13 protein-coding genes are annotated in these 17,865 nt (G+C 69.8%); 8 read left to right on the forward strand and 5 right to left on the reverse strand.

Annotated elements, in window-relative coordinates:
- The first annotated feature begins 122 nt into the window (after window positions 1–122).
- On the forward strand, window positions 123–2,426 hold the full coding sequence (locus AAFF41_RS18725) for a heavy metal translocating P-type ATPase (protein ID WP_343324271.1): 2,304 nt from the start codon (window positions 123–125) through the stop codon (window positions 2,424–2,426).
- 581 nt (window positions 2,427–3,007) lie between these two features.
- Here AAFF41_RS18725 and AAFF41_RS18730 read toward each other — a convergent pair.
- Both AAFF41_RS18730 and recD2 read right to left on the reverse strand, forming a co-directional pair.
- Entirely contained in the window at window positions 3,008–4,297 is a 1,290-nt protein-coding gene (locus tag AAFF41_RS18730) for a citrate synthase (protein WP_054231840.1), read from the reverse strand.
- Between the two features lie 289 nt (window positions 4,298–4,586).
- A complete protein-coding gene (gene recD2, locus AAFF41_RS18735) occupies window positions 4,587–6,851 on the reverse strand; it encodes an SF1B family DNA helicase RecD2 (protein ID WP_319748040.1) in 2,265 nt (754 codons plus the stop codon).
- Window positions 6,852–7,107: 256 nt separating this feature from the next.
- On the opposite strand from recD2, the gene AAFF41_RS18740 reads away from it, so the two are divergent.
- The 7 genes from AAFF41_RS18740 to AAFF41_RS18770 all read left to right on the forward strand — a co-directional run bounded on the left by AAFF41_RS18740 (window position 7,108) and on the right by AAFF41_RS18770 (window position 14,536).
- Complete coding sequence (locus AAFF41_RS18740) at window positions 7,108–7,839, forward strand: SDR family oxidoreductase (RefSeq protein WP_343324272.1); 732 nt, start codon at window positions 7,108–7,110, stop codon at window positions 7,837–7,839.
- 225 nt (window positions 7,840–8,064) lie between these two features.
- Complete coding sequence (locus tag AAFF41_RS18745; protein ID WP_319747965.1) at window positions 8,065–9,099, forward strand: LacI family DNA-binding transcriptional regulator; 1,035 nt, start codon at window positions 8,065–8,067, stop codon at window positions 9,097–9,099.
- Window positions 9,096–10,640, forward strand: a complete 1,545-nt coding sequence (locus AAFF41_RS18750) for a sugar ABC transporter ATP-binding protein (RefSeq protein WP_319747963.1) — start codon at window positions 9,096–9,098, stop codon at window positions 10,638–10,640. Before AAFF41_RS18745 ends, AAFF41_RS18750 begins: the two co-directional genes overlap by 4 nt.
- The gene (locus tag AAFF41_RS18755; RefSeq protein WP_319747961.1) at window positions 10,630–12,582 is read left to right on the forward strand and encodes an ABC transporter permease/substrate-binding protein; all 1,953 of its coding nucleotides are present in this window, start codon (window positions 10,630–10,632) and stop codon (window positions 12,580–12,582) included. The genes AAFF41_RS18750 and AAFF41_RS18755 overlap by 11 nt, the downstream gene beginning before the upstream one ends.
- Window positions 12,583–12,681: 99 nt before the next feature.
- A complete protein-coding gene (locus tag AAFF41_RS18760) occupies window positions 12,682–13,581 on the forward strand; it encodes a ribokinase (RefSeq protein ID WP_343324273.1) in 900 nt (299 codons plus the stop codon).
- Window positions 13,578–13,967 carry a D-ribose pyranase gene (gene rbsD / locus AAFF41_RS18765; RefSeq protein WP_319747957.1) on the forward strand — a complete coding sequence of 130 codons (390 nt, stop codon included), beginning with the start codon at window positions 13,578–13,580 and terminating at the stop codon, window positions 13,965–13,967. The genes AAFF41_RS18760 and rbsD overlap by 4 nt, the downstream gene beginning before the upstream one ends.
- 182 nt (window positions 13,968–14,149) lie before the next feature.
- Window positions 14,150–14,536 carry a DUF937 domain-containing protein gene (locus tag AAFF41_RS18770; RefSeq protein ID WP_319747954.1) on the forward strand — a complete coding sequence of 129 codons (387 nt, stop codon included), beginning with the start codon at window positions 14,150–14,152 and terminating at the stop codon, window positions 14,534–14,536.
- 29 nt (window positions 14,537–14,565) lie between these two features.
- Here AAFF41_RS18770 and AAFF41_RS18775 read toward each other — a convergent pair whose 3' ends face one another.
- The 3 genes from AAFF41_RS18775 to AAFF41_RS18785 are packed head-to-tail and all read right to left on the reverse strand — an operon-like array spanning window position 14,566 to window position 17,695.
- Window positions 14,566–15,396: a sugar phosphate isomerase/epimerase family protein gene (locus AAFF41_RS18775; protein ID WP_054231848.1), complete on the reverse strand. Its 831-nt coding sequence runs from the start codon at window positions 15,394–15,396 to the stop codon at window positions 14,566–14,568.
- On the reverse strand, window positions 15,393–16,547 hold the full coding sequence (locus tag AAFF41_RS18780; RefSeq protein ID WP_343324274.1) for a dihydrodipicolinate synthase family protein: 1,155 nt from the start codon (window positions 16,545–16,547) through the stop codon (window positions 15,393–15,395). Before AAFF41_RS18780 ends, AAFF41_RS18775 begins: the two co-directional genes overlap by 4 nt.
- Window positions 16,544–17,695 (reverse strand): Gfo/Idh/MocA family protein, encoded by a 1,152-nt coding sequence (locus AAFF41_RS18785; protein ID WP_319747952.1) that lies wholly within the window; start codon window positions 17,693–17,695, stop codon window positions 16,544–16,546. The genes AAFF41_RS18780 and AAFF41_RS18785 overlap by 4 nt, the downstream gene beginning before the upstream one ends.
- Window positions 17,696–17,865 lie beyond the last annotated feature (170 nt).

Below are 17,865 nucleotides of genomic sequence, written 5' to 3' on the forward strand. Positions count from 1 at the left end.
GCCCCGCACCACCCAGCACTTCACCCGCACCACTCAGCACTTCACGCAGCTCTCCACACCGGGCCGTACCGACCAGCTGATACTGGCTCCGTACGGCCCGGCTCATTCCCTGGAGCCCGACCATGACCACCGCAGCACCCGAGCCGGCCATAGCCGAGACGGCCCAGACCACCGCGACCACCCCGATCACCGCGCCGGCCGCGCCGTCGGAGGTGGAGCTCACCATCGGCGGAATGACCTGCGCCTCCTGCGCGGCCCGCGTCGAGAAGAAGCTCAACCGCATGGACGGCGTCACCGCCACGGTCAACTTCGCGACGGAGAAGGCGAAGGTCTCGTACCCGGTGGGGGTACAGGTCGCCGACCTCATCGCCACCGTCGTGAAGACGGGATACACGGCCGAGGAACCCCCGCCGCCGCGCCTCGAAACGCCGGAACGGGCCACCGACGCCGTCGGCCCCGACGAGGACCCCGAACTCGCCTCCCTGCGCGAACGGCTCGTCGTGTCGGCACTGCTCGCCCTTCCCGTCGTCCTGATGTCGATGGTCCCGGCGCTGCAGTTCGACAACTGGCAGTGGCTCTCGCTGACCCTCGCCGCACCCGTCGTGGTCTGGGGCGCGCTGCCCTTCCACCGGGCCGCGTTCACCAACGCGCGGCACGGCGCGGCCACCATGGACACCCTCGTCTCGGTCGGCACGCTCGCCGCGTTCGGCTGGTCCCTGTGGGCGCTGTTCTGGGGGCACGCGGGCATGCCGGGCATGCGGCACGGGTTCGACCTCACCGTCTCGCGTACGGAGGGGTCGTCGACGATCTATCTGGAAGTCGCCGCGGGTGTCGTCGCCTTCATCCTGCTGGGCCGCTACCTGGAGGCCCGCTCCAAGCGGCGGGCCGGAGCCGCGTTGCGGGCGCTGATGGAGCTGGGGGCCAAGGACGTCGCGGTGCTACGGGACGGCCGTGAGGTCCGAATCCCGGTCGCGCGGATGGCGACGGGCGACCGCTTCGTCGTACGGCCCGGCGAGAAGATCGCCACCGACGGGACGGTGGTGGAGGGTTCCTCCGCCGTCGACGCCGCCATGCTGACGGGCGAGTCGGTGCCGGTGGACGTGACGGTGGGTTCCGGCGTCACCGGCGCGACCGTGAACGCCGGCGGACGGCTCGTCGTCGAGGCGACCCGGGTCGGCGCCGACACCCAACTCGCGCGGATGGCCCGCCTCGTCGAGGACGCGCAGAACGGCAAGGCCGAGGTCCAGCGCCTCGCCGACCGGATCTCCGGGATCTTCGTGCCGGTGGTGCTGGTGATCGCGCTCGGCACCTTCGGGGTGTGGCTCGGTGTCACCGGCGACACGGTCGCCGCCTTCACCGCGGCCGTCGCGGTGCTGATCATCGCCTGCCCCTGCGCCCTCGGCCTCGCGACGCCGACCGCCCTGATGGTCGGCACGGGCCGCGGCGCCCAACTCGGCATCCTCATCAAGGGCCCCGAGGTCCTGGAGTCCACACGCCGCGTCGACACCGTCGTCCTGGACAAGACCGGCACGGTGACGACGGGACGGATGACACTGTGGGAGGTGTACGTCGTCGCCGACACCGACGAGAAGGAGGTCCTGCGGCTCGCAGGCGCCCTGGAGCACGCCTCCGAGCATCCGGTGGCCCGGGCGATCGCCGCGGGCGCTCAGGAGCGGACTGGCACCCTTCCTCCGGTGGAGCACTTCGAGAACGTCCCCGGCCTCGGCGTACGCGGACGCGTGGAGGGTCACGACGTCCAGGTGGGACGGCTGCACGAAGGCGAACTCCCGGAGGCGCTGGCCCGCGCCAAGGCCGAGGCACAGACGGACGGACGTACGGCCGTCGTGGTCACCCGGGACGGGGTGGCACTCGGTGTCGTGACCGTCGCCGACGCGATCAAGGAGACCAGCGCCGAGGCGGTGCGCGCACTGCGCGGCCTGGGGCTCACACCGGTCCTGCTGACCGGGGACAACCAGGCGGTCGCCCGGTCCGTGGCGCGTGCCGTCGGCATCGACCCCGGGGATGTGATCGCCGAGGTGCTGCCCGAGGACAAGGTCGCCGTCGTCAAGCGCCTCCAGAGCGAGGGGCGGACCGTGGCGATGGTCGGCGACGGGGTGAACGACGCGGCGGCCCTCGCCACCGCCGACCTCGGCCTCGCGATGGGGACGGGCACGGACGCGGCGATCGAGGCGAGCGACCTGACGCTGGTCCGGGGGGATCTGCGGGTGGCGGCGGACGCGATCCGGCTGTCCCGCAAGACCCTGTCCACGATCAAGGGGAACCTGGTGTGGGCGTTCGGATACAACGTGGCGGCGCTGCCGCTCGCCGCGGTCGGACTCCTCAACCCGATGATCGCCGGGGCCGCGATGGCCTTCTCGTCGGTGTTCGTGGTGACAAACAGCCTTCGACTCAGGACATTCTCATGACGACGGAGTAAGAGTCCCCCTAGAGTCGAACGGGAGCCTCACATAAGCTCTTCACAAGGCTCGCGCATCTTCCTTACGCTTGGGTCTCGATTTGCCATATCAGTCTCTTGCGTATCTTCAGGACATACGCAAGAGACGCAGATCACAGTGATGCGAACGTAACCATCGAAGGGGTTCGTGAGTCTAAGTTGGCGATGCCGGAGACGTCTTGGGGGGCGTCTCTGACATCTGGGGATGTCTTGGGGGACGTTCCCGGAACTGCGTTGCCGGGGCACGTGCAGCGGGGAGCTTTGAGCGGCCCTCCCGTCGGTACGGGTCCCGGCAGACCGCACCCCGGCAGTACATCAGCACCGCAGCAGTACAGAGAGTTTTGCTCGTTTTGCTCACGGCCGGTCCGGCCCTCCCGGCCGGCCGGGAGCAACGCGTCAGCACGCTCGCAGCGATTCAGGCGCTGTCCCACAGACGCCCGGCCGGATCCCGTGGGGGGAATCCGCACCGGGACAAGGAAAGCGCCCTGACTGCCGGCCCGTGGGGGGACCGGTAGCAGGGCGCTTTCCGTTTTTCCTGGGAGTGACCTGGGCCTAGCGGGCCTCGACCGGGACGAAGTCGCGCTCGACGACGCCCGTGTAGATCTGGCGCGGGCGGCCGATGCGGGAGCCGGGCTCCTTGATCATCTCGTGCCACTGGGCGATCCAGCCCGGGAGGCGGCCGAGGGCGAACAGGACCGTGAACATCTCGGTCGGGAAGCCCATGGCGCGGTAGATCAGACCGGTGTAGAAGTCCACGTTCGGGTAGAGGCTGCGCGAGACGAAGTAGTCGTCGGAGAGCGCGTGCTCCTCCAGCTTGAGCGCGATGTCCAGCAGCTCGTCGGACTTGCCGAGCGCCGAGAGGACGTCGTGCGCCGCCGCCTTGATGATCTTCGCCCGGGGGTCGAAGTTCTTGTAGACGCGGTGGCCGAACCCCATCAGACGGACGCCGTCCTCCTTGTTCTTCACCTTGCGGATGAAGGAGTCGACGTCGCCGCCGGAGGCCTGGATGCCCTCCAGCATCTCCAGCACGGACTGGTTGGCGCCACCGTGCAGGGGGCCCCACAGCGCGCTGATGCCGGCGGAGATCGACGCGAACATGTTCGCCTGCGACGAGCCCACCAGGCGCACGGTGGAGGTCGAACAGTTCTGCTCGTGGTCGGCGTGCAGGATGAGCAGCTTGTCGAGCGCGGCGACGACGACCGGGTCGAGCTCGTAGTCCTGCGCGGGGACCGAGAAGGTCATGCGCAGGAAGTTCTCGACGTACCCGAGGTCGTTGCGCGGGTAGACGAAGGGGTGACCGATCGACTTCTTGTAGGCGTACGCCGCGATCGTCGGAAGCTTGGCGAGAAGGCGGATCGTCGAAAGGTGACGCTGCTTCTCGTCGAACGGGTTGTGGCTGTCCTGGTAGAACGTCGACAGGGCGCTGACCACCGACGACAGCATCGCCATCGGATGCGCGTCGCGCGGGAAGCCCTGGAAGAAGCGCTTGACGTCCTCGTGCAGCAGGGTGTGCTGCGTGATCTCGTTCTTGAAGGTGGAGAGCTCGTCCACGTTCGGCAGCTCACCGTTGATCAGCAGAGAGGCCACCTCAAGGAAGGTGGAGCGCTCGGCCAGCTGCTCGATCGGGTAGCCGCGGTACCGGAGGATGCCCTGCTCACCGTCGAGGTAGGTGATCGCGGATTTATACGCGGCGGTGTTGCCGTACCCGCTGTCCAGCGTCACCAGCCCGGTCTGGGCGCGGAGCTTCCCGATGTCGAAGCCCTTGTCGCCGACGGTGCTGTCGATCACCGGGTAGGTGTACTCGCCATCGCCGTACCGCAGTACTACAGAGTTGTCGCTCACGTCATCCCTCACCGACGTTGTGCCTCTTCTTCGAGGTGCCCTGACTGTCTCTACCATCCCCCATTTGGCCCTGGAGAGTGCACTCGGGGTCGACCATTGGGCCTATCGGCGGCACTCAGTGCCGCCAACCTGCTCATCCTGCCCCCCTTCGCCCAGGTTCCGGAAGTGCTGTGTGACCTTTGCGACTCGTTTGATCGATCATTTTTTGTGATGCCTGGGGCGGGAACGGGTGTCCCCTCCCCGCGGGGCTCCGCCCCGGACCCCGTGACGCGTCCTTTTCGGCTGCGGGTCAGGTGGTGAGGCGGTGATCGAGGGATGTGTGACGGCGGCCTGCCGACACCGTGCGGACCGCCTGGCCGATCGCCTTGCGGGAGCCCACCAGGACGACGAGCTTCTTGGCGCGGGTGACCGCCGTGTAGAGCAGATTGCGCTGGAGCATCATCCACGCGCCGGTGGTGACCGGAATCACCACCGCGGGGTACTCACTGCCCTGGGAGCGGTGGATCGTCACCGCGTACGCGTGGGCCAGCTCGTCGAGTTCGTCGAAGTCGTAGGACACCTCCTCGTCCTCGTCCGTCAGCACCGTCAGACGCTGCTCCTCGGAGTCGAGTGAGGTGACCACGCCCACGGTGCCGTTGAAGACGCCGTTCTCCCCTTTTTCGTAGTTGTTGCGGATTTGGGTCACCTTGTCGCCGACCCGGAAGACCCGGCCACCGAAGCGTTTTTCCGGGAGGTCGGGGCGGCCTGGCGTAATCGCCTGCTGCAACAGGCCGTTGAGGGTGCCCGCGCCCGCGGGACCGCGGTGCATGGGCGCCAGCACCTGGATGTCCCGGCGTGGGTCGAGCCCGAACCTGGCGGGAATCCGCCGTGCCGCCACATCCACGGTGAGCCGCCCGGCCTCTTCGGTCTCGTCCTCGACGAAGAGGAAGAAGTCCTTCATGCCGTCGGTGACGGGATGCTGCCCGGAGTTGATCCGGTGCGCGTTCGTCACCACTCCGGACTGCTGTGCCTGGCGGAAGACCTGGGTCAGACGGACGGAGGGGATGGGGCTCCGGTCGGCGAGCAGGTCGCGCAGGACCTCGCCGGCGCCGACGCTGGGGAGTTGGTCCACGTCCCCGACGAACAGCAGGTGGGCGCCCGGCGGCACCGCCTTGACCAGCTTGTTGGCGAGCAGGAGATCGAGCATGGAGGCCTCGTCCACGACCACCAGGTCGGCGTCCAGCGGCCGGTCCTTGTCGTACGCCGCGTCCCCGCCCGGCTTGAGCTCCAGGAGCCGGTGCACGGTGGAGGCGTCCGCTCCGGTCAGCTCGGCGAGTCGCTTGGCGGCACGGCCCGTCGGCGCCGCGAGCACCACCTTCGCCCGCTTGGCGCGCGCCAGCTCCACGATCGAGCGGACCGTGAACGACTTGCCGCAGCCGGGGCCCCCGGTGAGCACCGCGACCTTCTTGGTGAGCGCCAGCCGGACGGCCTCCTCCTGCCCGGGTGCCAACTCCGCGCCCGTACGCCCCTTCAGCCAGGTCAGTGCCTTGTCCCAGGCCACGTCGTGGAAACCGGGCATCCGGTCCTCGGTGGTGCGCAGGAGGCGCAACAGCTGGGCCGAGAGGGAGAGTTCGGCGCGGTGGAAGGGGACCAGATAGACGGCCGTGACCGTGTCCGGGCCGCCGTCGGGACCGGGGACCTTCTCGCGTACGACACCCGGCTCCCGTACGCCACCGGGCTCGTCCTCGTCCTGGGTCGGCTCCGCCAGTTCCGCCAGGCATTCGATGACCAGGCCCGTGTCCACCTGGAGCAGCTTCACCGCGTCGGCGATCAGCTGCTCCTCGGGGAGGAAGCAGTGGCCCTGGTCGGCGGACTGCGACAGGGCGTACTGGAGGCCCGCCTTGACGCGCTCGGGGCTGTCGTGCGGGATGCCGACGGACTGGGCGATCTTGTCCGCGGTGAGGAAGCCGATGCCCCAGACGTCGGCGGCCAGGCGGTAGGGCTGGTTCTTGACGACCGAGATCGACGCGTCGCCGTACTTCTTGTAGATGCGCACCGCGATCGACGTCGACACCTCGACGGTCTGGAGGAAGAGCATGACCTCCTTGATCGCCTTCTGCTCCTCCCAGGCGTCGGCGATCTTCTTGGTGCGCTTGGGGCCGAGGCCGGGGACCTCGATGAGGCGCTTGGGCTCCTCCTCGATGATCTGGAGCGTGTCCAGCCCGAAGTGCTGGGTGATGCGGTCGGCGAAGATCGGGCCGATGCCCTTGACCAGACCGGAGCCGAGATAGCGGCGGATGCCCTGGACGGTAGCGGGCAGGACGGTCGTGTAGTTCTCCACCGTGAACTGCTTGCCGTACTGCGGGTGGGAGCCCCAACGGCCCTCCATCCGGAGCGACTCGCCCACCTGGGCGCCGAGAAGTGCGCCCACGACGGTGAGCAGGTCGCCGGCGCCGCGGCCGGTGTCCACTCTCGCGACCGTGTACCCGTTCTCCTCGTTGGCGTACGTGATGCGCTCGAGCACGCCCTCGACAACCGCCAGTTGCACCTGCCGGTTCTCCGCCTGATTGGACATGATCCGAAGGTACCTGTGACGACTGACAGCCGGGGCGCCGTGGCGGACAGCGACGGCCTCGACGGCGTCGAGCACGGTGATCAGCTCGGGCGAGCGGGTGAGGACGTGGCCGCCCGCCTGGCCCTGGACCGACTGGACGAGTCCGGCACGGGTTCTTCCGTCGAAGCCGGCACGACACAACAACGCCCTAAAGGTACATACGATTCATAACGGACCATGATCGACGGGCATCAACGAGCGAAGGGCGGGACGTCTCATGAAGATCGCAGTCATCGGCGGGACCGGGCTGATCGGGTCACAGGTCGTGCGGAACCTGAACGCGGCCGGACACGAGGCGGTGCCGCACTCGCTGTCCACCGGGGTCGACGTCCTCACCGGTCAGGGCGTGGACGCGGCGCTGGCCGGCGCCGACGTGGTCGTCAACCTGACCAACTCCCCGACCTTCGACGACGCCTCCGCCGCGTTCTTCCGGACCTCGATGGACCACCTCCTGGCCGCGGCCCAGCGGGCGGGCGTCGGACACTTCGTCATCCTGTCCATCGTCGGCACCGACCAGGTGCCGGACCTCGACTACTACCGCGCCAAGACCCTCCAGGAAGACATCCTCAAGGCCGGCCCCGTCCCGTACTCCATCGTCCGCGCCACCCAGTTCATGGAGTTCGTCGACGCCCTCCTGTCCTGGACCGCCGACGGCGACACCGTCCGCCTGCCCCGCACTCCCATCCAGCCGATCGCCGCGGCGGACGTCGCGGCGACCGTCGCCGAGGTCGCGGCCGGATCACCCCTGGGGGGCACCCTCGAGGTCGGCGGACCCGACACCTACCCGCTGGACGAGCTGGGTCGGATCACCCTCGACTTCAAGGGCGACAAACGCTCGGTGACCGTCGACGACACCGCCGGCATGTTCGCCGCGGCCCACGGCGACGTCCTCACCACCAAGAAGGGCGCCCGCATCGCCCCCACGCACTACACCGACTGGCTGAAGTAGCCCCACGGGAGCACCCGCGATCCGCAGGAGGCGGGTGCTCCCCCACCTGCTCCCCCACCTGCTCCCCCACCTATTCCAACCCCGCCCCGCCCCCCACCTCACCCCGCTCATCCGAGCGCGGTTCATCACGATCCGGTTTCGGCATGTGGTTGAGGTCTTGATTAATGCTCGTGTAATCGATTCCAATCCTCCGTGTAATCGATTCCACGAGGAGGTGGAGCGGCGATGGCGAGCATCAAGGACGTTGCCGCCGAGGCCGGCGTATCCGTCGCCACGGTCTCGCGCGTCCTGAACGATCATCCGTCGGTCAGCGAAGAGGCACGCACCCGCGTGCTGGCCGCGGTACAGACCCTGGGCTACCGCCCGAACGCCGTCGCCCGCTCTCTGCGCACCGACCAGACCCGCACCCTCGGCCTGGTCATCAGCGACGTACTCAACCCGTACTTCACCGAACTGGCCCGCTCCGTCGAGGAGGAGGCCCGCGCCCTCGGCTACAGCGTGATCATCGGCAACGCCGACGAACGGCCGGACCTCCAGGACCACCACGTACGGACCCTGCTGGACCGCCGGATCGACGGACTGCTCGTCTCCCCCGCCGACGGCGGCTCCCCCGGGATGCTGGACGCCGCGCGTGCGGGGACGCCGATGGTCTTCGTGGACCGCTGGATCCCGGGCGTGGACGTGCCCGTCGTACGGGCGGACGGCCGGACGGCGGTCCGGGATCTCGTGGCGCATCTGCACGGGCTGGGACACCGCCGGCTCGCGATCATCGCGGGGCCCGCAGCGACCACCACCGGCAGCGAGCGCGTCGAGGCCTTCCGGGAGGCCATGGCCGAACACGGACTGCCGCTCCCGGACGCCTACATAGGTCAGGGCGACTTCCAGGCCGAGAGCGGACGGCGGGTCACCGAGGGCTTCCTCGACCTGCCCGAGCCGCCCGAGGTCGTCTTCGCCGCCGACAACCTGATGGCGCTCGGCGCGCTGGACGCGGTCCGCGCGCGCGGGCTGCGGGTTCCCGAGGACATCGCGCTCGCGGCGTTCGACGACATCCCGTGGTTCGTGCACACCGATCCGCCGATCACCGCGGTGGCCCAGCCGACCGGCGAGCTGGGGCGGGCCGCCGTACGCGCGCTCGTCGACCGGATCGAGGGGCGGCCCCCGCAGTCGGTCACCCTCGCCGCCCGTCTCGTCGTCCGCCGCTCGTGCGGCGAACCGGCCCCCACCCCGCACTCCCCCGTAACGAACAGGAGTAAGTCGTGAGCAACCAGGACGAGTTGCTGCGCATCGAGGGCATCCGAAAGACCTTCCCCGGCGTGGTCGCGCTCGACAGCGTCGACTTCGATCTGCGCCGCGGCGAGGTGCATGTGCTGCTCGGCGAGAACGGTGCCGGCAAGAGCACGCTCATCAAGATGCTCTCGGGCGCCTACCAGCCCGACTCCGGGCGTGTCCTCGTCGACGGCGAGGAGGTGCGCGTCCACGGCGCGCAGGACTCCGAGCGCCTCGGGATCGCGACCATCTACCAGGAGTTCAACCTCGTTCCCGATCTGACGGTCGCCGAGAACATCTTCCTGGGGCGGCAGCCGCGCCGCTACGGGCTGATCGACCGGAAGAGGATGGAGGCCGAGGCCGCCGAGCTGCTGGAGCGGGTGGGTGTCAGCGTCTCCCCGCGCGCGCGGGTGCGTGAACTCGGTATCGCACGTCTCCAGATGGTCGAGATCGCGAAGGCGCTGAGCCTGAACGCCCGTGTGCTGATCATGGACGAGCCGACCGCGGTGCTCACCTCCGAAGAGGTCGAAAAACTCTTCTCCATCGTGCGCAGGCTGCGCGAGGACGGTGTCGGCATCGTCTTCATCACGCACCACTTGGAGGAGATCGCCGCCCTGGGGGACCGGGTCACCGTCATCCGGGACGGCAGGAGCGTCGGGCAGGTCCCGGCCTCCACCACCGAGGACGAACTCGTACGGCTCATGGTGGGGCGGTCGATCGAGCAGCAGTATCCACGCGTGCGGGCCGCCGGTGACGACGGCTCCGGGACGGCCCTGCTGACCGTCGAGGGACTGACCCGTGACGGGGTCTTCCACGATGTGAGTTTCGAGGTGCGGGCCGGTGAGGTCGTCGGTATCGCGGGGCTCGTGGGGGCCGGGCGCACGGAGGTCGTACGAGCCGTCTTCGGGGCCGATCCGTACGACAAGGGGACCGTCAAGGTCGCCGGTTCCGCGCTGCGGCGGCACGACGTGAACGCGGCGATGGCGGCCGGGATCGGGCTCATCCCCGAGGACCGCAAGGGCCAGGGACTGCTCCTGGACGCCTCCGTCGAGGAGAACCTCGGCCTGGTCACCATGCGGGCGGCGACCCATGGCGGGCTCGTCGACCTCAAGGGTCAGCGGGCGGCCGCCGCGCGGATCGCCGAGCAGCTCGGCGTCCGGATGGCCGGTCTGGGCCAGCACGTGCGCACACTCTCCGGCGGCAACCAGCAGAAGGTCGTCATCGGCAAGTGGCTGCTGGCCGACACCAAGGTCCTGATCCTCGACGAGCCGACCCGCGGCATCGACGTCGGCGCCAAGGTCGAGATCTACCAGCTCGTCAACGAACTGACGGCCGCCGGCGCGGCCGTCCTGATGATCTCCAGCGATCTGCCCGAGGTGCTCGGCATGAGCGACCGGGTGCTGGTGATGGCCCAGGGCCGGATCGCGGGCGAACTGTCCGCCGACGAAGCGACCCAGGACTCCGTGATGGCACTCGCCGTCAGCACACCGACCACCAACTCTGTTACCGCTGTGGAGGGCTCCCGTGGCCACTGACACGCTCAAGAGCACTACGGGCGCGAGTGGCGCCTCGGCGGTCCGCCGCCTTCTGCTCGACAACGGGGCGCTCACCGCGCTCATCGCCCTCGTCATCGCGATGTCGGCGCTGTCCGGCGACTTCCTGACGACGGACAACCTGCTCAACATCGGCGTCCAGGCGGCCGTGACCGCCATCCTCGCCTTCGGTGTGACCTTCGTGATCGTCTCGGCGGGCATCGACCTGTCGGTCGGCTCGGTCGCCGCGCTGTCCGCCACCGTCCTCGCCTGGATGGCGACCTCCCAGGGCGTCCCGGTCTGGATGGCGGTGATCCTCTCGGTCGCGACCGGCATAGCGTGCGGCCTGGTCAACGGCGTCCTGATCTCCTACGGGAAGCTGCCGCCGTTCATCGCGACGCTCGCCATGCTGTCGGTGGGCCGCGGTCTGTCCCTGGTGATCTCGCAGGGCTCGCCGATCGCCTTCCCCGAATCGGTCTCGCACCTCGGTGACACGCTCGGCGGCTGGCTGCCGGTCCCGGTCCTGGTGATGGTCGTCATGGGTCTGATCACCGCCCTGATCCTGGGCCGTACCTACATCGGCCGCTCCATGTACGCGATCGGCGGCAACGAGGAGGCCGCGCGCCTCTCGGGTCTGCGGGTGAAGAGGCAGAAGCTCGCGATCTACGCCCTGTCGGGTCTCTTCGCGGCCGCCGCGGGCATCGTGCTCGCCTCCCGGCTCTCCTCCGCGCAGCCGCAGGCCGCGCAGGGCTACGAGCTGGACGCGATCGCCGCGGTCGTCATCGGCGGCGCCTCGCTGGCGGGCGGCACCGGCAAGGCGTCCGGCACGCTGATCGGCGCCCTGATCCTCGCGGTGCTCCGTAACGGTCTGAACCTGCTCTCCGTCTCCGCCTTCTGGCAGCAGGTCGTCATCGGTGTCGTGATCGCGCTGGCGGTGCTGCTGGACACGCTGCGGCGCAAGGCCGGGGCGACTCCGGTCGCCGCCGGGACCGGTGCGCCTGGCGGCAGGGGCAAGCAGGCGGCGACGTACATCATCGCGGCCGTGGTCGCGGCGGCCGTCGTCGGTGCGATGTCCTTCCTGCACAACGGCTCCTCCTCGTCGGCGACGAAGAAGGTGGGCCTGTCCCTCTCCACCCTGAACAACCCGTTCTTCGTGCAGATCAAGTCGGGTGCCCAGCAGGAGGCGAAGAAGCTCGGCGTGGACCTGACGGTCACGGATGCGCAGAACGACGCCTCGCAACAGGCCAACCAGCTCCAGAACTTCACCAGTTCGGGACTCGGTTCGATCATCGTCAATCCGGTGGACTCGGACGCGGCGGGCCCGGCGGTCCGCTCCGCGAACAAGGCCGGCATCCCCGTCGTCGGCGTGGACCGGGGCGTGAACAAGGCCGACACGGCCGCGCTGGTCGCCTCCGACAACATCGCGGGCGGCAAGCTCGGCGCCAAGGCGATGGCCGAGAAGCTGGGCGGCAAGGGCAAGATCGTGATCCTGCAGGGCCTGGCCGGAACGTCCGCGAGCCGTGAACGCGGCGCGGGCTTCGCCGAGGGTCTGAAGGCCTACCCGGGTATCGAGGTCGTCGCCCGGCAGCCCGCGGACTTCGACCGCACCAAGGGCCTCGACGTGATGACGAACCTGCTTCAGGCGCACCCCGACATCCAGGGCGTCTTCGCCGAGAACGACGAGATGGCGCTCGGCGCGGTCAAGGCGCTCGGCTCCAAGGCCGGCACGTCGGTCTCGGTCATCGGCTTCGACGGCGAACCGGACGGCCTGAAGGCGGTCAAGAACGGCACGATGTACGCGTCCGTGGCCCAGCAGCCGAAGGAGCTCGGCCGGATCGCGGTGGAGAACGCGCTGAACGCCGCCGAGGGCAAGACGGTCGAGAAGACGGTGATGGTGCCGGTGAAGGTGGTCACGAAGGAGAATGTGGCCGGCTTCGGCGGATGACCTGAGCGGGCCGCCCGGGCAGCGCGACGCGGACGACCTCCGCGCGCCGCCGGGCGGCTCGCCCCGTTGCTTCGACTCACCTTCATAGGGAGAAAGTTCATGTACGACTACGACCTGCTGGTCGTGGGATCGGCCAACGCCGACCTGGTGATCGGGGTCGAGCGGCGGCCCGCGGCCGGCGAGACGGTGCTCGGCTCCGACCTCGTCGTCCACCCGGGCGGCAAGGGCGCCAACCAGGCCGTCGCCGCCGGCCGCCTCGGAGCCCGTACGGCGCTGCTGGCCCGGGTCGGCGACGACGCGCACGGGCGACTGCTGCTCGACTCGCAGCGGGCGGCCGGGGTCGACACGGCGGGCGTGCTCGTCGGCGGGGCGCCGACCGGGGTCGCGCTCATCACGGTGGACCCCTCCGGGGACAACAGCATCGTGGTCTCGCCCGGTGCCAACGGCCGCCTCGCACCCGAGGACGTGCGGTCCGCCGGAAACCTCCTGGCGGCCTCCCGCGTGGTCTCGGCGCAGCTGGAGATCCCGTTGGAGACGGTCGTGGAGGTCGTACGGAATCTCGCTCCCGGCAGCCGTTTCGTACTGAACCCGTCGCCGCCGCAAGCGCTGCCCGCCGAGGTGCTCGCGGCCTGCGATCCGCTGATCGTGAACGAGCACGAGGCGCGGGTGATCGTCGGCACGGATCTCGGGGACTCCCCGGAGGACTGGGCGTCCGCCCTGCTCGCCCTCGGCCCGCGCTCGGTGGTGATCACGCTGGGCACGCGGGGCGCGCTGGTGGCCTCCGCCGACGGCGCCGCGCGGGTGCCGTCGGTGAAGGTGGAGACGGTGGACACGACGGGCGCGGGGGACGCGTTCACGGCGGCGCTGGCGTGGCGGCTCGGGCTCGACGAGCCGCTCGCCGAGGCGGCCGCGTACGCCGCCCGCGTCGGCGCGGCGGCGGTCACCCGCGCCGGGGCGCAGGAGTCCTTCCCGACGGCCGAAGAGGTCGCGTCGCTATGAAGAAGGCCGGAATCCTGAACCGCCATCTGTCGGGCGCGCTGGCCGAGCTGGGCCATGGGGACGGGGTGCTCGTCTGCGATGCCGGGATGCCCATCCCCACCGGGCCGCGCGTCGTGGACCTGGCCTTCCGGGCCGGGGTGCCGTCCTTCGCGGAGGTGCTCGACGGGCTGCTGGCGGAACTCGTGGTGGAGGGCGCCACGGCCGCGCACGAGGTCCGCGGGGCGAACCCGGAGGCGACGGCCCTGCTGGACGCCCGTTTCCCCACGCTGTCGACGGTCTCGCACGAGGAACTGAAGTCGCTGGCGGCGGGCGCGAAGCTGATCGTCCGCACGGGAGAGGCACGGCCGTACGCGAATGTGCTGCTGCGGTGCGGGGTCTTCTTCTAGTCGGTGTTCGACATGCTTCGAGGGGCCCGGTCCGTCGACCGGGCCCCTCGGTTTTCCCCTCCGACATCAGAACCCCGCGATCCCCCCAGATCCCCCTCCAGAAGTCCTGATGCCAAGTACGACACGCGGGGTGGGGGAAGGGTTGCACGGCCTTCCTAGATTCTTTCGGGATGCTTTCCGGCATGAGTGAATCCGCTTCCTCCTTCGAGGACGACGTGCTCGGTGAACTGGGCGACGACAAGCTCCAGGAGATCGCGGGGCTGCTGGGGACCGACACGGCGGGCGCCCAGGAGGTGGTCGGGACCACGGTCTCGGCACTCGCCGGCCCCGTACAGGAGGAGGCCGCGGCTGCGCCCGAGGAGGAGGCCCCGCTCCAGGGCGTGTCCACCCTGGGCGGGTTCGCCACCGGCGGTCTGATGGCCGGGGTGCTGGCCAAGGTGAGCAAGCCGGTCGCGAACGCCATCGCCAAGAAGACGGGCATCCCGGTGGCCACGGTCACCCGTGTCATCGAGATGCTCGTCCCGGTCGTGCTGACGGTCCTCACCAAGCGGGCGGCACGCAAGAAATGACCAAGAAGTGACAGCGGCCGCCGACGGGGCTACCCGGCGTGCTCCACGAACCGCGCCGCCGTCTCCGCCAGCACCTCCCGCCCGTCCCGCGCCCACAGCCCGTCGTTGAACAGCTCGACCTCGATCGGCCCGGAGTATCCCGCCGCCTCGACGTACCCCCGCCACTCCCGCATGTCGATCGAACCGTCGCCGATCTGACCGCGGCCGTTGAGGACGCCCTCGGGCAGCGGAGTCGTCCAGTCCGCGAGCTGGAAGGTGTGGATACGGCCGCCGGCGCCCGCGCGGGCGATCTGGGCGGGAGCCGTGTCGTCCCACCAGATGTGGTACGTGTCGACGGTGACGCCCACCTGGTCCGCCGGGAAGCGTTCCGCGAGGTCCAGGGCCTGGGCGAGGGTGGACACCACACAACGGTCCGCGGCGTACATGGGGTGGAGGGGCTCGATGGCCAGCCGCACGCCCCGCTCGGCGGCGTACGGGCCCAGCTCCCCCAGCGCGTCGGCGATCCGCTCCCGCGCGCCGTGCAGGTCCTTCGAGCCGGCGGGCAGCCCCCCGGAGACCAGAACCAGGGTGTCGGTGCCGAGGGTCGCGGCCTCGTCGACGGCCGCACGGTTGTCGTCCAGGGCGCGGGCCCGCTCCTGCGGGTCGATCGCCGTGAAGAAGCCGCCACGGCAGAGCGTGGTGACGGCCAGACCGGCGTCGCGGACGAGTTTGGCGGTGGCGTCCAGGCCGTACGACTGGACGGGTTCACGCCAGAGTCCGACGCCCGGGATCCCCAGCTCGAGGCAGGACTCGACCAGTTCGGGCATCGACAGCTGCTTGACCGTCATCTGGTTGATGGAAAAACGGGCGAGGCTGCTCATGAGGTCACTCCGTACAGAGCCAGCAGGGTCTTCATCCGGGCCTCGGCGAGCTCCGGGTTCGGGAACAGGCCCAGGGTGTCCGCCAGTTCGTACGCCCGCGCGAAGTGCGGCAGCGAGCGGGCCGACTGGAGCCCGCCGACCATGGTGAAGTGCTCCTGGTGCCCGGCCAGCCACGCCAGCAGGACGACGCCCGTCTTGTAGAACCGGGTCGGCGCCTCGAAGAGATGGCGGGAGAGCTCGACGGTGGGGTCGAGAAGCTCACGGAAGCCCTTCACGTCACCGGTGTCGAGCACCCGTACCGCCTCCGCCGCGAGCGGGCCCAGCGGATCGAAGATGCCGAGCAGGGCGTGGCTGAAGCCCTGCTCGTCGCCCGCGATCAGCTCGGGGTAGTTGAAGTCGTCACCCGTGTAGCAGCGGACGCCCTGCGGCAGGCGGCGGCGCAGGTCGACCTCTCGTCGGGCGTCGAGGAGGGAGACCTTGATGCCGTCGACCTTGTCCGGGTGGGCGGCGATGACCTCCAGGAACACGTCCGTGGCCGCGTCCAGGTCGCCCGACCCCCAGTAGCCCTCAAGGGCGGGGTCGAACATGGGGCCGAGCCAGTGCAGGACCACGGGCTCGACCGCCTGACGGAGCAGATGCCCGTAGACCTCCAGGTAGTCCTCGGGCCCCTTCGCGGTCGCCGCCAGCGCCCGGGAGGCCATGAGGATGGCCTGCGCCCCCGACTCCTCGACGAGGGCGAGCTGCTCCTCGTAGGCCGTCCGCACTTCTTCCAGGGATGCCGGACCGGTGAGCTGATCGGTGCCGACACCGCACGCGATACGGCCCCCGACCGCCTTCGCCTCCGCAGCGGACCGGCGGATGAGTTCGGCCGCGCCCGCCCAGTCCAGGCCCATCCCGCGCTGCGCGGTGTCCATCGCCTCGGCGACGCCGAGCCCGTGCGACCACAGGTGGCGGCGGAAGGCGAGGGTGGCGTCCCAGTCGACGGCGGCGGCCGAGTCGGGCGTGACGTCCGCGAACGGGTCGGCGACGACGTGCGCGGCCGAGAAGACCGTACGGGAGGTGAAGGGCGCGCCGGTGGTGAGGGCGAGCGGGACGGCACGCGGCTCATAGACCCTCAACGCGCCGTTCGTGTCCGGCAGTCGAAGGGTCACAGCGAGATCTCCGGCACGTCGAGACGGCGGCCCTCGGCCGAGGACCTCAGCCCCAGTTCGGCGAGCTGGACGCCGCGGGCGCCGGCGAGGAGGTCCCAGTGGTAGGGGGCGTCGGCGTACACGTGCCGCAGGAACAGCTCCCACTGCGCCTTGAAGCCGTTGTCGAACTCGGCGTTGTCGGGGATCTCCTGCCACTGGTCACGGAAGGAGTACGTGGCCGGGATGTCGGGGTTCCAGACCGGCTTGGGGGTGGCGGACCGGTGCTGGACGCGGCAGTTGCGCAGACCGGCGACGGCCGACCCCTCCGTCCCGTCGACCTGGAACTCGACCAGCTCGTCGCGGTTGACGCGCACCGCCCAGGAGGAGTTGATCTGGGCGATGGCGCCGCCCTCCAGCTCGAAGACGCCGTACGCGGCGTCGTCGGCCGTGGCGTCGTACGGCTTGTCCTGCTCGTCCCAGCGCTGCGGGATGTGGGTGGCGATGAGCGCCTGGACCGAGGTGACCCGACCGAACAGCTCGTGGAGCACGTACTCCCAGTGCGGGAACATGTCGACGACGATGCCGCCGCCGTCCTCCGCGCGATAGTTCCAGGAGGGCCGCTGGGCGCTCTGCCAGTCGCCCTCGAAGACCCAGTACCCGAACTCCCCGCGGATGGACAGGATCCGCCCGAAGAAGCCCCCGTCGATGAGCCGCTTGAGTTTCAGCAGCCCCGGGAGGAAGAGCTTGTCCTGCACGACCCCGTGCTTGACGCCCTTCTCGTGGGCGAGGCGGGCCAGCTCCAGGGCGCCGTCGAGGCCGGTGGCGGTGGGCTTCTCGGTGTAGATGTGCTTGCCCGCCGCGATGGCCTTCGTGATGGCCTCCTCTCGGGCGGAGGTCACCTGGGCGTCGAAGTAGATGTCGACGGTCGGGTCGGCGAGGACCTCGTCCACGTCCGTCGACCAGTGCTCCAGGCCGTGCTGCTCGGCGAGCGCCTTCAGCGCGTGCTCGCGGCGGCCGAGGAGGACCGGCTCGGGCCACAGCACCGTGCCGTCACCGAGGTCGAGGCCGCCCTGGTCGCGCAGGGCGAGAATCGAGCGGACGAGGTGCTGGCGGTAGCCCATGCGCCCCGTCACGCCGTTCATGGCGATTCGCACCGTCTTGCGTGTCACGTGATTCCCTTCGTACGCGGGTTCCGCGCCGCGTACGCCCCACTGGTGAACGTGACAGCAAGCGCTTTCTACTCAAGAAGAAGTTAGCCTCTGTCGAGCCGATTGGACAAGACCATACGGACGACGAGATGTTCGACCGTCCGGACGGCTGGACGTAGGGGGCGTGGCAC

This window comes from Streptomyces mirabilis (assembly GCF_039503195.1).
Taxonomy (GTDB): domain Bacteria; phylum Actinomycetota; class Actinomycetes; order Streptomycetales; family Streptomycetaceae; genus Streptomyces; species Streptomyces mirabilis_D.